This window comes from Streptomyces sp. NPDC058008, from assembly GCF_042886395.1.
In the GTDB taxonomy this organism is placed as follows: Bacteria; Actinomycetota; Actinomycetes; order Streptomycetales; family Streptomycetaceae; genus Streptomyces.
The window spans coordinates 42,571-56,929 of the sequence record NZ_JBHVQX010000018.1; the positions used below are offsets into that span (position 1 = coordinate 42,571).

The window sequence follows — 14,359 nt, forward strand, 5'->3', positions numbered from 1 at the left end:
GCAGGGACGCGGGCCTCAGGCGGTGGGGTTCACTCCCACTCGATGGTCCCCGGCGGCTTGCTCGTCACGTCGAGCACCACGCGGTTGACGTCGGCGACCTCGTTGGTGATGCGGGTGGAGATCTTCGCCAGCGTCTCGTACGGCAGGCGCGACCAGTCGGCCGTCATGGCGTCCTCGGAGGAGACCGGGCGCAGCACGATCGGGTGGCCGTAGGTGCGGCCGTCGCCCTGGACGCCGACGCTGCGGACGTCCGCGAGCAGGACCACGGGGCACTGCCAGATGTCGCGGTCCAGGCCGGCCGCGGTCAGCTCCTCGCGGGCGATGGCGTCGGCCTCGCGCAGCAGGTCGAGCCGCTCCTTGGTGACGTCGCCGACGATGCGGATGCCGAGGCCGGGGCCGGGGAACGGCTGGCGCTGGACGATCTCCTCCGGCAGGCCGAGCTCCTGGCCGACCATCCGGACCTCGTCCTTGAACAGCTGGCGCAGCGGCTCGACGAGCTCGAACTCGATGTCGTCGGGGAGCCCGCCCACGTTGTGGTGGGACTTGATGTTGGCGGTGCCGGTGCCGCCGCCGGACTCGACGACGTCCGGGTACAGGGTGCCCTGGACGAGGAAGGCGACCTCGGGGCCGTCCTCCTGGAGGATCTCCAGCTGGGCCTGCTCGAAGACGCGGATGAACTCGCGGCCGATGATCTTCCGCTTCTGCTCCGGGTCGGACACACCGGCCAGGGCGTCGAGGAAGCGCTTCTCCGCGTCGACGACCTTCAGCTTCGCGCCGGTCGCGGCGACGAAGTCCTTCTCGACCTGCTCGGTCTCGCCCTTGCGCATCAGACCGTGGTCGACGTACACGCAGGTGAGCTGGGAGCCGATGGCCTTCTGCACGAGGGCGGCGGCGACGGCGGAGTCCACGCCGCCGGAGAGGCCGCAGATCGCGCGCTTGTCGCCGACCTGCTCGCGGATCAGGGCGATCTGCTCCTCTACGACGTTGCTGGTCGTCCAGGTCGGCTCGATGCCCGCGCCCCGGTAGAGGAAGTGCTCCAGGACCTGCTGGCCGTAGGTCGAGTGCATGACCTCCGGGTGGTACTGGACGCCGTAGAGCTTCTTCTCGTCGTTCTCGAAGGCGGCGACCGGGACGACGTCCGTGGACGCGGTGACGGTGAAGCCCTCGGGGGCGGCCGAGCAGGCGTCGCCGTGCGACATCCAGACCGACTGCTCGGTGGGCGTGCCCTCGAAGAGGGTGGAGCCCGCCTTGGAGACGGCGAGGGGGGTGCGGCCGTACTCGCGTGCGCCGTTGTCGTCGACCGTGCCGCCGAGGGTGGTCGCCATCAGCTGGAATCCGTAGCACATGCCGAAGACCGGGACACCGGCCTCGAAGAGCGCGCGGTCGAGGCTGGGCGCGCCCTGCGCGTACACCGAGGAGGGGCCGCCGGACAGGATGATCGCCCGGGGGTTCCTGGCCAGCATCTCGGCCACCGGCATCGTGGACGGGACGATCTCGCTGTAGACCCTGGCCTCACGGACACGGCGGGCGATGAGCTGGGCGTACTGGGCGCCGAAGTCGACAACCAGGACGACGTCGGTCGCGGTGTCGGGGGCGGCGGGGGGTGCTGCTGGCACGGGGGCGGCCTTCCGGCGGTGGAGAGGGGTCGGTCCTCCCAATTCTACCGGCCGTGGGACGGCGTCCCGCCGGGCTCCCGTCTCACCATCCGGGCCCGGCGTGGACCCGGGCCCCGGGCGGGGTCCATACTCGTCCCATGCGTCAGCACACGATCTTCGTCTTTACCTATGGCACCCGGCCCGCCGGCTGCCATGGTCGTGCTGCTTGAGCAACTGACAAGCAACGTTCCAGGCGCCCCGGGCCGACAGGCCCGGGGCGTTCTGGCGTTCCGGGCCTGTCGCTCCGGGGCCCCCAGCCCACCGGGAGTCACGGATGACCAGTACCAGCACCAGTGCCGCGTCCACGAGGACGGCAGCCGAGCGGACCGGCGCGCACACCGACCAGGCCGCGTCCCTGATCGGGGGAGCCCGCACGCGCATCGACGCGCTGGACGACCGGATCATCGGCCTCGTCCAGGAGCGGATGGCCGTCTCGGCGGTGATCCAGGAGGCCAGGATCACGTCGGGCGGCCGGCGGGTGAACCTCTCCCGGGAGATGGACGTCCTCGGCCACTACAGCGACGCCCTGGGCAAGCCGGGCACGGCGCTCGCGATGACGCTGCTGGAGCTCTGCCGCGGCCGGGTGTGACGCGCGGGAAGGCTGTACGGCCGCACCCGCGTTCGGAACCGGTCTCACCCGTACGGCGCGTGACCGGTCCCCGGACGGCTTCGTTGGTCCGGTTGTCCGTGCCAGCCAGGGGCGGCACCGGCAGAGATCCACGCGTGGCTCCGCCGGGACGTGTGACGTACCACCGGTACGTCGTGGGACCACGGCCCGGCGTGTGTGACCGGTCGGCAGGGGACAGCAGCCCGGTCACCCATGTGCGGCCGGCCCCGGGGACGCCCGGGACCGGTCGCCTTCGGACCGTCGTGGACGCCGGACCTCAGACCCGCCGCACGTGGCGCCGGGTCGTCACGTACAGCACACAGCCCGCGGCCAGTACGGTCGCCGCGGCGACGGAGGCAGTCAGCGCGGCCGAGCCGGTGGAGGCGAGGCCGCCGCTCGCGACCAGGGACGCGGCGCCGGACGTGCCGGTGATCCCGGTGGTGCCCACGCCGGACGACGCTCCCGGGGCTCCGGGCGCCGGGCCGTCCTCGCCCGCCGTGCCGCCGTCCCGGCCTCCGGTGGAAGCGCCCGCGGCGGTGGTGCCGCCCGTGGTCTCCGGGCCGGGGCCGTTGAGGACCAGGGACGCGGTGTTGTCGGCCGGCTCCGGGTCGAAGGGCAGGTCGGGGTCGGCGAGCCAGGTGTTGCGGATCCGGACGGCACCCTCGGCGCCGGGGACCACCTCGGTGATCCTCAGTTCGAACGGGAACGAGATCTCCGCCCCGTCGCGCACGGTCGTCGACGTGTCGCAGACGTAGCGGGGCGCGGCGGTGAGGCTTTCGCGGTACGTGCCCTCCGCCGTGACCCCCTGGCAGCCGTCGGGCTTGCGGGTGACCTCGGCGCCCTCGGGGACGGTGAAGTCGAAGGTGGCGACGGGCTCACCGGACCGGATGTAGCCGATCCAGGCCGGCCCGTCGTTGCGGAAGCCGATGTCCGCGGTGACGGTCTCGCCCGCGGCGCCGTCGGCCCGGCCGCCCACCGCCACGAAGTTCGCGGTGTTCACCGTACGGAAGTCGGCCTCCTGCTGGTTGTCCGACGGGTCGAGGTCCGCGCTCCTCGCGGAGGCGGTGACCTTCTTCAGGGCCAGCTCGGGGCCGGTGCCCCGGGTGAAGGGCGCGCCCGCGCGCCGGGCGGTGCGCTGTGCCGCGCTGTCCTCGTCGACGCGGTAGACGAAGGTGTCGTAGTACGCGCGCCCGGTGGCCTCGACGGAGAGCGGTTCGGCCAGGGTGTAGGTGGCGCCCGGTTCGTAGGAGCCGGGGACCGAGCACAGGGCGGTCGCCCAGACGAAGTCCTCGAACGGATCCTCTCCCGCCTCGCCGTCGTACTCGCAGTTGGCGTAGCGCTCGGGGATCTCCAGGCCGCGCGTGTACATCAGCGTCAGCAGGACGCCGTCGGCGGCCGTGGTGCCCTCGTTGGTGAAGGTGACCGGCGCGGGCTGCACGTCCCCCGGTACGAGGCGCCGCTCGAAGGGGAGCGGCTTCATGACCAGGTCGGGGCCGCCGACGGTCACCTTCGTCGAGAACGGGGTGAAGGTGACCCCGTCCGCCGAGCCGGTGACCCGGATGGTGCCCGAGGCGCCGTCCCGGCTGCCCCGGGCGGCGGTCAGGTCGAAGTCGGCGAGGGAGCTGAGGCCGGGGAGGACGCCGTGGTCGTGGCAGACCGCCGTGTCCCCGGTGATCTCGCAGTCCGATCCCGAGTCCTCGGCCGGGAGGAGTTCGGCGACGCCCGCGATGCCGCTGAGGTCGAGCGTGTAGGTCACGTCGCCCTCGTAGCCCCCGTTCTCCGGGTCCGCGTCGGGGTTGTGGACGGTGAGCCCGAGCGAGGACCTCTGGGGGCCGCCGGTCTCGGGGTAGGGGTGCACGGCCGTCCCGGCGGGGCCGCCGAGGGTGAGGGCGGGCACCTCCGCGCGGGCCGGGGCGCCGACGGCGAGCGAACCTGCCGCGATCAGCCCGGCGGCGGCGAGGCCGCCTGCCGTGCGGCGCAGCGCTGTTCTCGGGGAAAGGAGTGTCATCGCGAACCTCTGGAGATCGGCGGACCTGTGTGACTGCTGTGACTCGGTACGGGTTCGACCGCTCCGCGGCCCCGGGAGTTGCGCGGACGGGGATCACGAATTGGGTACGCCTCGTGAATGTGTCGAGCACCACATAAAGATTCTGTGAAAACGAGGACAACCGTTTCCTCACTTCACAGGTCATGCATGGCGAACACACCGGCTCGTTCCGTCCCCACAACGGCAGGCCCGTTCACACCTTTCACGCGTACCGCGGACCACGCGGTACCACGGACCCGCTGAGGCCCAAGATGAAGCTGCGCCGCACCCTGGCACTCGCCGCCGCCACCGCCGTCGTAGGACCGGTCGTCCTGCTCTCCGCGCCGGCCGCGTTCGCGGACACCCGGACCACGACGACCGAGAGCCCCTCGGCGACACCGTCCGAGACGTTGGAGGAGACACCGACCGCGACCGCCACCGCCGAGGAGACCGAGTCGGTCTCGCCGTCCCCGACGGTGACCCCGTCGGCCACGGAGTCCACCGAGGGCACCACCCCGGAGACCACCGCCCCGACGCCCACCGGGACGCCGGTGAAGACGCCGTCCGCGACGCCGGAGCCCACCGCTTCGGAGACCGCCGACGAGGACGACGACGAGGACGAGGGCCAGCCGCTCGACGAGTGCGAGCCGCGTCCGCTGGAGCTCTCCATCAAGGGCCTGTCCGGCAAGATCGCCCGGGGCGGCGGCTGGGACCGGTTCACCTTCAACATCTACAACGACTCGAAGTCGACCGTGAAGAACGTGGCGTTCTTCGCGGGTGCCGCCGCCGACAAGGCGGGCGAGAAGCTCTTCAGCACGGACCAGGTCCGGCTCCAGGCCCTCAACGACGGCGTCTGGGAGGACGTGGAGGACTTCGGCAGCACGTCCGGCTACGTCGGCCAGACCGACGAGATCAAGCCCGGCTACGAGATCGACATCGACCTGCGTCTGAAGGTGGCGGCGAGCGCCCCGGTGGGCGCCGGCTTCAGCCTCGGCGGCGGGCTCGTCTTCGGCGAGGACTTCGAGACCGAGCCGTGCTTCACGGACGTCGCCTACAAGTTCCAGATCGTGGACGCCGGCGCCGGGGGCGGCGCGAAGCCCCAGGAGGGCGGCAAGATCCCCGTCCCCGCCGCGAAGCCGGCCGGCGACACCTCCAAGGTCACCGGCAGTCTCGCCGAGACCGGTTCGTCCTCCACCACCCCGGCGATCGCCCTCGCGGGCGGCGCGGCCGTGGTGCTGGGTGCCGGCGCGATGTTCGTCGTGCGGCGCCGCAAGAACGGTGAGGCCGCCGGCTAGGCGCTTCGCGAACAGCGCCGTCCGCCCGGAGGGCGGGCGGGGCCTCCGGAACGGGCCGTAGGGCTCGTCACCGGCGGGAACGTCGAGGGGCTGCACTCGGAGGGGGGTGCAGCCCCTCGGCGTTCGCCGGTCACGCCTCCCCGGTGGCCGTCCTCGGCGGCACCACGGGTATCCCCAGGAACGGCAGCCTCAGCGCGCCGAAGGCCTCCTCGGGCACGGCGGGCGCCTGCGGCTCGACCGCGGCGAGCCGTTCGTAGGCGGCGTCCTGCGCCGGACGCGGGTCCGCCTCGCCCTTGTTGGGCCAGAAGGACATCGCCCGTTCGGCCTGCGCCGTGATGGTCAGCGACGGGTTGACGCCGAGGTTGGCCGAGACGGCGGAACCGTCGACCACGGAGATGCCGGGGTGCCCGTACAGCCGGTGGTAGGGGTCGATGACGCCTTCCTCGGGGCTCGCTCCGATCGGGCAGCCGCCGAGGAAGTGCGCGGTGAGCGGGGTGCCCATCAGCTCCCCGACGTTGGACCCGGCGAAGCCGTTGATCTCCTGGGCGAGCAGCGTGGCGCCCTGGGTGGCCTCGGCGATCTGCGTCGGGTTGGGCGAGCCGTGGCCCTGCCGCGCGGTGAGCAGTCCCTTGCCGACCCCGCCGGGCTTGCGGTACGCGGTCAGGGAGTTGTCCAGCGACTGCATGACGAGGCCGATGATGGTCCGCTCCGACCAGCGCCGGTTGGACAGGGAGCGCATCGCGAGCCACGGGTGCCTGGCCACGTTGCCGAACCAGCTCAGCACCCGGTGGCTGCTGTAGGGCACCTGGAGGATGGTCAGCGCGCCCATCGCGTTGGAGCCCTTGCCGTAGCGCACCGGCTCGATGTGGGTGTTCCCGTCGGGGTGGATCGACGAGGTGATGGCGACGCCGCGGGTGAAGTCGGCCCTGGCGGTGCCGTGCTTCCTGCGGTAGCGGCGGTCGCTGGTCTGCGCCCCCACCAGTCCCTCGGAGTTGGTGCGGGTCAGTTCCCCGAGCCGGGACGAGAGCCGGGGCAGCAGCCCTTCGTCCTTCATCGTGTGCAGCAGGGTCTGGGTGCCGTACGTCCCCGCGGCGACGACCACCCTCCGGGCCCGCAGCACGGACGGCGCCGCCCCGCGGCGCCGGTTCGTGGGCACGGTCGTCACGCGGTAGCCGCCGTCCGGGCCGTCGGTGACCGCGACGACGGACGTCATCGGGTGGATGACGGCCCCGGCCTTCTCCGCCAGGTACAGGTAGTTCTCGTTCAGGGTGTTCTTCGCCCCGTGACGGCAGCCCGTCATGCACTCGCCGCACTGGGTGCACGCCGTGCGGGCGGGCCCGGCGCCTCCGAAGTAGGGGTCGGCGGCCTCCGCTCCGGGCTTCGCCCGCGCGGCCCCGTCGGCGTCCCGGCCGTCGCCGAAGAAGACGCCGACCGGGGCGAGGTGGAAGGTGTCGCCGACGCCCATGGTCTCGGCGACGGCCTTGAGGTGGACGTCCGCGGGGGTCACGGTCGGGTTGAGACGCACCCCGAGCATCCGCTTGGCCTGGTCGTAGTACGGCGCCAGCTCGGCCTTCCAGTCGGTGATGCCGGCCCACTGCCGGTCCTCGAAGAAGGCGGTGGGCGGCACGTACAGGGTGTTGGCGTAGTTGAGGGAGCCGCCGCCGACGCCGGCGCCCGCCAGCACCATGACCTTGCCGAGCAGATGCACCCGCTGGATGCCGAACAGGCCGAGCGCCGGGGCCCACAGGTAGTTCCTGATGTCCCAGGAGCTCTTGGGCAGCGTCGCGCGCGTGAAGCGGCGGCCCGCCTCCAGGACGCCGACCCGGTACCCCTTCTCGCTCAGGCGCAGGGCCGACACCGCGCCGCCGAAGCCCGAACCGACGACGAGGACGTCGTAGTCGTACGCGTCGTCGTCCGCCGCCGGAACGGCCGGGCCGGCCTGGTTCTGGGCATGGCTGTCCTGGGACATGGCACTCCTCGGTACGGAACGGGCGGGTCGGGGGGCGCCGGGGTCAGCGCAGCCGGAAGGCCTTCATCGCCCTGAGGCTGCGGCTCATGAAGGCGGCGTACTTCTCGTCGTCCATCCCGAAGGCCGGCGCGAGGGGGATCAGCCGCTGCTGCGCCACCGTCTGGGCCTCGGTGAACTTCAGGATGCCCTCGGAACCGTGCCGCCTGCCGAGACCGGAGTCCTTCATACCGCCCATGGGTGACTGGACGCTGCCGTAGGCGGGCGCGTACCCCTCGTTGATGTTGACGGTGCCGGTCCGCAGCCGGGCGGCGACGCGGTGTCCGCGCCCGGCGTCCTTCGTCCAGACACTGGAGTTGAGGCCGTACGGCGTGGCGTTGGCGAGCGTGACGGCCTCGTCCTCGTCGCGGAAGCGGTAGACGGAGACCACGGGACCGAAGGTCTCCTCGGTGCAGACGGCCATGGGTGCCTCGACGCCGTCCAGGATCGTCGGCTCGTAGAAGAGCGGGCCGATGTCGGGACGCGCGACGCCGCCCGCGACGAGCGTGGCGCCCTTCCCGACGGCCTCGGCCACGTGCCGGCTGACGGTCTCCAGCTGCTGCGCGCCGACGAGGGAGCCCATGTCGGCGCCGTACGCCAGGGAGCTGCCGAGCCGCATGGCCTTCGTCCGGGCGGCGAAGCGCTCCACGAAGTCGTCGGCGACCGACTCGTGGACGTACAGCCGCTCGATGGAGATGCAGAGCTGCCCCGCGGAGGAGAAGCAGGCGCGGACGGCGCCCGCGGCGGCCTTCTCCACGTCGGCGTCCTCCAGGACGAGCATGGCGTTCTTGCCGCCGAGTTCGAGGCTCACGCCGACGAGCCGGGCGGCCGCCCCCTGGGCCACCTCACGGCCGGTACGGGTGGAGCCGGTGAAGGAGACGTAGTCGGCGCGGCCGACGACCTCCGGGCCGACGACGGGCCCCTCACCGAGGACCACCTGGAACACCTCGGCGGGGAGTCCGGCCTCGATCAGCAGGTCACGGCCCCACAGGGCGGTCAGCGCGGTCTCCGTGTCGGGCTTCATCACGACGGCGTTGCCGGTGACGAAGGCCGGCAGCGCGTCGCCGACGGAGAGTTCGAGCGGGTAGTTCCAGGGGGCGATCTGGCCGACGACCCCGCGCGGCTGGCGCAGTTCGGTGACCTTGGTGAAGACCGGGACGACCCCGGTGTGCCGCCTGGGCCTGAGGTAGGAGGCGGCCCTGCGCCCGTAGTGCCGGGCCGCGACGGCGACGGCCTGCACCTCCTCGTGGGCGTGCAGCCGGGCCTTGCCGGTCTCCAGCTGGATCAGGTCGAGGACCTCGGACTGGCGTTGCAGCACCAGGTCGTGGAAGCGCAGCAGGACGGCGGCCCTGTCCCGGACGGGCGTGGCGGCCCAGGCGGGCTGGGCGGCGCGGGCACGGTCGAACGCGGTCCCGACGTCCTCGGGCGTGGACTCGGGCAGGTCGGCCAGCTTCTCCCCGGTGAAGGGGCTGTGGTTGGCCGTGCGGCCGGAGCCGACGACCCCGCGGGTCAGCCGGGCGACCACCTCGGGCGTGACCACGTCGGCGGCGGTGCGCGCGCCCGCCGGGGCGGCGGCCACCGGATTGGTGCCGACGCGGGTGCCGGAGGCGGCGGAGGTGGGCGTGGAGGCCTGCGAGTCCGTCATGAGGGCGAGAGTATGTCGGCCCGCGCACTTTGGGTACCCGTGGGTAACAGGTTTTCACAGACCCTGACGGAGACCGCCGCGACGCCCGGCCACTCAGCCAGTGATCACTGGCTGCATAACCGCTGATCAGGGGCGATCCATCGCGCTTCGGCGGATCGGCGGCAGGGAATCGCGGATCCGGACGCCTAGTCCGTCTGCTCCGGCGGTTCCCAGCTGCGCAGCATCGTCTCGAAGATCTTCCGGGTCTCGGCCTGGTCCTCCTCGGGCCCGGTCATGTAGAGCGCGTACTCCGGCCCGCCCGTCTCGGCGAAGTACATCTGGTCGATGCCGTGGCGCGGACCGGGGTGGTCCTTGGACTCCACCCAGGTGAACTCCCACCGGGAGCCGGGCCGGTCGCGGAAGATGTTCTCCTCCAGCGTCAGGCGCCGGTACTCCGGCAGACGCTTGGACAGGTCCCTCTCGATGCTCTGCATGTGGGCGTAGGAGTGGTCGAAGTCGGGGTCCGGGTCGAGGCTGACGCGGACGCTGTGCGCGCCGCCGTCCGGGGTGTAGTCGATCTGGCCGTTGTCCGTCATCCGCTCCCAGCCCTCGGGGACGGCGAGGCTGAAGCCCTCGGGGGCGGTGATCCGCTTCCAGCCGTCGGGGATCCGCTGGGGTGCGGCGCTCTCCCCCTTCCCGGTGGAGTCCCCGGCCCGGTCGTCGCCGGCCGACGGGGAGGGGGCCGGGGCGGTGGTGCTCTGCTCCACCTCGCCCCCGGCCCGTTCCCCGCCCCGGTCCATCGCCTTCATCGCGACCAGGCCGGCCGCCGCGCCGACCAGGGCGGCGGCGGCGACGACCAGCAGGACGGTGCGCCAGCGGCCCCGGCCGCGCCGGGCGGCGGGCACCGGGGAGGCCGGCGGCGGGGACTGGGTCCGGGGCCGGGGAAGCGGGGTGGTGGAACCGTCCGGAGCGGAGAAGTCGCGCACGTCCTCCTCGGACAGCCGCTGCGTCGGCACGTGCGCCTGCGCGGCGCGGGGCTTGCGCCCCTCCATGGCGTCCAGCAGCATGCGCTCCGCCTCCTCGGCCGTGGGACGGTCCGCGGGGTCCTTGCGCAGCAGTGCGGTGATCACGGGCGCCAGCGCGCCGCCGCGCACCGACGGGGGCGGCTCCTCCGCGACGACGGCCTGCATGGTGGAGATGGGGGACGTGCGGCGGAAGGGCGAGTTCCCCTCGACGGCCGTGTAGAGCGTGGCGCCCAGGGACCAGAGGTCGGACGCGGGACCCGGGTCGCCGCCGCGCACCCGTTCGGGTGCCAGGTAGTCGATGGAGCCCACCAGCTCACCCGTTCTGGTGATGGTGGAGTCACCCTCGATGGCCGCGATCCCGAAGTCGGTCAGCAGGACCTGTCCGTCCCGGGCGAGCAGGACGTTGGCGGGCTTCACGTCCCGGTGCAGGACACCGGCGCCGTGGGCGGCCCGCAGGGCACCCAGCACATGGAGCCCGATCCGGGCCGCCTCGCGCGGATCGACCTCGCCGGACTCCTTGGCCGCGTCGGCGAGCGAGGGCCCGTCGACGTACTGCATGACGATCCAGGGACGGTTGTCGTACTCGATGACGTCATGGACGGTGACGACCCCGGGATGCGTGATCCGGGCCGCCGCGCGGGCTTCCTTCTGGGTGCGGGCGTGCAGCACGATCCGGTCCGCCTCGGCGGCGTACAGTCCGGCCGTCAGTTCCTTGACGGCCACGGTCCGGTGGAGCACTTCGTCATGAGCGCGCCACACCTTGCCCATGCCGCCTCTGCCCAGGACGTCACCCAGCCGGTACCGTCCGGCCAGTACGATTCCCGCGCCCGTGCCCTGTACGTGTTCCACGTGTGTCCCTGCCCCGTTCCTCGGGACGACAGGGTACGGAGGGGAGGCACTGCCACGGAACCTCGCACCGCGCACGAGACCGCACTGTGATGCTTGTCGCTTTCCGCCGGCGCCCCGTCAGGAGGGCACGCGGTACGAGGAAATGGCCTGCTGATAGATCTCGGAGACCTTGTCCCGCTCGTTCTCCGGGCCGATGACCTGGACGATGTGGTACCTCCCGGACACGATCATGACCAGGTTACGGACGTACACCTGGCGGCCGTTGCTCTCCTGCCAGGTGAACTGCCCCTCCGCCATGGCCTGTCGTCCGACGTCCACCCGGCGCAGTCCGGTGGACGTGGCCCAGCTGGAGTCCCGGAAGGGCTTCAGCTCGGGTTCCCCGGTCCGCTGGTAGTCCAGCGGGTCACCGCCGTTGGCCTTGACGGTGTCCCGGCCGGGCACGACCAGCACGCTGAAACCGTCGCTGCCGTAACGGATCTGACGGTCGGCGTTGGCCGGGCTGCGCTGCCAGTCCTTGGGCACCCCGATCTCGAACCCCTCGGCGTCCTTGCGGAGTTCGTACCCCGGGGCGAGGGCGGCGGCGGATCCGCTGGTCTGCGGCTTCTGCGAACCCTGGGAACCGGCGGAGGCCGACGGGCCGGAGGGTGCCGGCGCGCCCGCGGACGGGCTGTCGCCCGGGGCCGGGCCGGCGGGCGCGGTGGAACCCGAGGGCGCTGTCCCGGCCCCCGTGTCCGCGCCCTCCTTCGGCATGAAGAGCAGGGCGTAGGCGATGGCGGCCGCCATCGCCAGCAGTATCAGCACCAGCAGCAGCCGTCCGAGCCGCCGCGGTGCCCTGCCGCCGGGCTGCGGCTGGCGCAGCACCTTGGGGCCCTTGGGTTCGCGGGGCGCGCGGGCCGGCTTCTCGTACGCCTGCGGCCGCTCGTGGGCCTGCTGTTCGTACGCCTGCTGCGCCTCACGGCGCTGCGACCTCCCCTGCCGGTGGCGTCCGTGGGCCGCCGCGCCGCGGCCCCGGCGGCGGCGCACCAGCTCGCCCCGGCGGCGTACGACGGGCAGGCGGGTGGCGTCCGCGGGCGGCATGGCGACGATGTCGGCGCCAGCCTCGGGCTCGGGGGCCGAGCGCACGAGGGAGCGGAGCCAGCCGCGCAGTTCCTCGAAGTCGGGCCGCTCCGTGGGGTCCTGCCGGAGCAGCGACTCGACGACGGGCCGCAGCGGGCCGCACTCCTCGGCGAAGGCGGGCGGCTCGCCGCAGACCATCTGGACGAGCTCGGCGGCGTTCTCCTCCGGGTACGGGGCGTGGCCCTGCACGGCGCGGTAGAGCAGCGCGCCGAGCGCCCACAGGTCGGTGGAGGGTCCGATGGGCGGGGCGAGCTGCCAGTTGTCGTGCACGGGGCCCGCCTGTTCGGGGGCCCAGCGCTCGGTGACGGCACCGACGACGGCGATACGCGCCTGCCGGGCGCGTTCGGCGGCGAGAGGGGTGGCGGGGCCCCGGTAGGCGGGGGTGGTGCCGCTTCCGGCGACGACCTCGTCCCACCCTCCGGCGGACGCGCGTGCGGGCACCGGCTGCGGCAGCCGGTCCCGGCGCTCCACCGGACCGCCGCCCTGGCGCCGGGAGTCGGCGCGCAGCGCGTCCTCACCGGAGCGGCCGTGCCCTCCGGAGCCGCCGGCGGGCACGGGGCGGCCGGAGCCGGGGCCGTCGTCCCAGGTGCCGGCGAGGTGGACGCGGCGGCCGGGCGGCACGGGGCCGCCGGGGCCCTCGTCGTCGTCCTCGTCGTCCTCGTCGTCGTAGGCGTCGTAGGCGTCGTTGGCGCCGACGGCCTCGTGGTGGGGGTACGCCCCTTCGGCGGGCGTGCCCCAGGTACTGGGCAACCGGGGGCGTCCGGGAGCGGCGGGGGCGGCGGGCTCCTCACGCCCGGACTCCCCGGATCCGCCTTCACGGTCGTGGTCCGCCCGCTTGTCCTCCTCGCCGGCCCGTGCCGCGGCGCGGGCGCCCGCACGGTAGGCAGCGATGGCCCCGGCACGGGCGGCACGCAGCTGCGCGGGGCTCCCGGGCGCGGGCAGGGCGGGGAGAGCGGCCGGGGGCGCCACCTCGATCTCGGCGTGGGAGGCGGGAGCGGGCACCCCCTCGGTGGACGCCTGGGGAACGCTCGGGGCCTCCGGAGCGGGGGGCCCGTCGGACCCGCGCCATGAGTCGTCCGGCTCGCGCGCCGCGGGCGGCGCGAACGGACCGGGCCCGACGGCGGGGGGCTCCTCGTACCGGCCCGGCTCGACGGCGGGCGGCGGCGCGAACGGGCTGGTGGGGCCCGGCTCGACGGCAGGGGGCGCGAACGGACCGGTGGGGCCCCGTTCGACGGCGGGCGGCGCGAACGGACCGGGCCCGACGGCGGGCGGCTCCTCGTACCGGCCCGGCCCGACGGCGGGCGGCGGCGCGAACGGACCGGTGGGGCCCGGCTCGACGGCAGGGGGCGCGAACGGACCGGTGGGGCCCCGTTCGACGGCGGGCGGCGCGAACGGGCTGGTGGGGCCCGGCTCGACCGCCGGAGGCGCGTACGGGCCCGCTTCGACCCGCGACGGCTCGTCGTACGCACCCGGCCCGGCCGCCGGCGGCTCGTACGGGCCCGTGGGCCCCGATTCGACCGCCGGGGGCCCGTAGGCGTTCTGCTCGTCCGGCTGCGGCGCCGGAACGTATCCGCACAGGGCTTCCTCGGCCGCGCCCGCCGCGAGTCCCGTCAGCACGACGCGGCCGTCGTCGCAGACCAGCACCGTGCGGACGGTGATGTTGCGGTGGGTCCAGCCGTGCGCGTGCAGCACCCGCAGCGCGGTGAGCACGTCGGAGCCGATCTCGGCGGCCCGGTAGGGGTTGAGGGGCTGTTCCGCGAGGAGCGCGGCGAGCGGCCGGGCGGCGACCAGCTCGCTCACTATCCAGAGCGATCCCGCCTCGGCGAACACGTCGAAGACCTGGTCCAGGCGCGGGTGGTCAGGCACCTGGGCGGCCGCCTGAGCGGCCTCTATCGCCCGCCGGACCGCGGGGTCCGTGGGCCGCCGCGCCGCACGCCCGGTGGCACGCCTGGCGGGGGGAACGCCCTCGGCGTCCACCACCTCGGCATCCACGACCTCCGGCAACGGGACCTGCCGGACGAGGACTTCCTGCCCGCTGTACGTGTCGAAGGCCCGGGTCTCGGCGAATTCGTACGCATCGGACGGAGGCAGCGGAAGGCGGTAGCGGTCGGCAAGCACCCGACCCGCGTAGTCGTCCACGACGCCTCCCCAGAGCGC

General features: G+C 73.6%; 8 protein-coding genes. 2 read left to right on the forward strand and 6 right to left on the reverse strand.

The annotated features are described in order from the left end of the window. Positions 1-29 precede the first annotated feature (29 nt). The gene (guaA, locus tag ACFVS9_RS19625; RefSeq protein WP_383114042.1) at positions 30-1,616 is read right to left on the reverse strand and encodes a glutamine-hydrolyzing GMP synthase; all 1,587 of its coding nucleotides are present in this window, start codon (positions 1,614-1,616) and stop codon (positions 30-32) included. Positions 1,617-1,929: 313 nt separating this feature from the next. On the opposite strand from guaA, the gene ACFVS9_RS19630 reads away from it, so the two are divergent. Beyond that, on the forward strand, positions 1,930-2,244 hold the full coding sequence (locus ACFVS9_RS19630) for a chorismate mutase (RefSeq protein ID WP_389933941.1): 315 nt from the start codon (positions 1,930-1,932) through the stop codon (positions 2,242-2,244). Between the two features lie 295 nt (positions 2,245-2,539). Here the strand turns inward: ACFVS9_RS19630 and ACFVS9_RS19635 are convergent, their stop codons facing one another. Beyond that, positions 2,540-4,270, reverse strand: a complete 1,731-nt coding sequence (locus ACFVS9_RS19635) for a peptidase (protein ID WP_389933944.1) — start codon at positions 4,268-4,270, stop codon at positions 2,540-2,542. Positions 4,271-4,560: 290 nt separating this feature from the next. Here ACFVS9_RS19635 and ACFVS9_RS19640 point away from each other — a divergent pair, with 290 nt between their 5' ends. Then, positions 4,561-5,583 carry an LAETG motif-containing sortase-dependent surface protein gene (locus tag ACFVS9_RS19640; RefSeq protein WP_389933947.1) on the forward strand — a complete coding sequence of 341 codons (1,023 nt, stop codon included), beginning with the start codon at positions 4,561-4,563 and terminating at the stop codon, positions 5,581-5,583. 130 nt (positions 5,584-5,713) lie between these two features. Here the strand turns inward: ACFVS9_RS19640 and ACFVS9_RS19645 are convergent, their stop codons facing one another. From ACFVS9_RS19645 to ACFVS9_RS19660, 4 genes are all read right to left on the reverse strand, one after another. After that, positions 5,714-7,552: a GMC oxidoreductase gene (locus ACFVS9_RS19645; protein WP_389933950.1), complete on the reverse strand. Its 1,839-nt coding sequence runs from the start codon at positions 7,550-7,552 to the stop codon at positions 5,714-5,716. 43 nt (positions 7,553-7,595) lie between these two features. Then, the gene (locus ACFVS9_RS19650; protein ID WP_383114037.1) at positions 7,596-9,233 is read right to left on the reverse strand and encodes a succinic semialdehyde dehydrogenase; all 1,638 of its coding nucleotides are present in this window, start codon (positions 9,231-9,233) and stop codon (positions 7,596-7,598) included. Positions 9,234-9,418: 185 nt separating this feature from the next. Continuing rightward, a complete protein-coding gene (locus ACFVS9_RS19655; protein WP_389933953.1) occupies positions 9,419-11,086 on the reverse strand; it encodes a protein kinase in 1,668 nt (555 codons plus the stop codon). Positions 11,087-11,203: 117 nt separating this feature from the next. Beyond that, positions 11,204-14,341, reverse strand: coding sequence for a protein kinase (locus ACFVS9_RS19660; RefSeq protein ID WP_389933956.1), 3,138 nt, complete (start codon positions 14,339-14,341; stop codon positions 11,204-11,206). Positions 14,342-14,359: the final 18 nt, after the last annotated feature.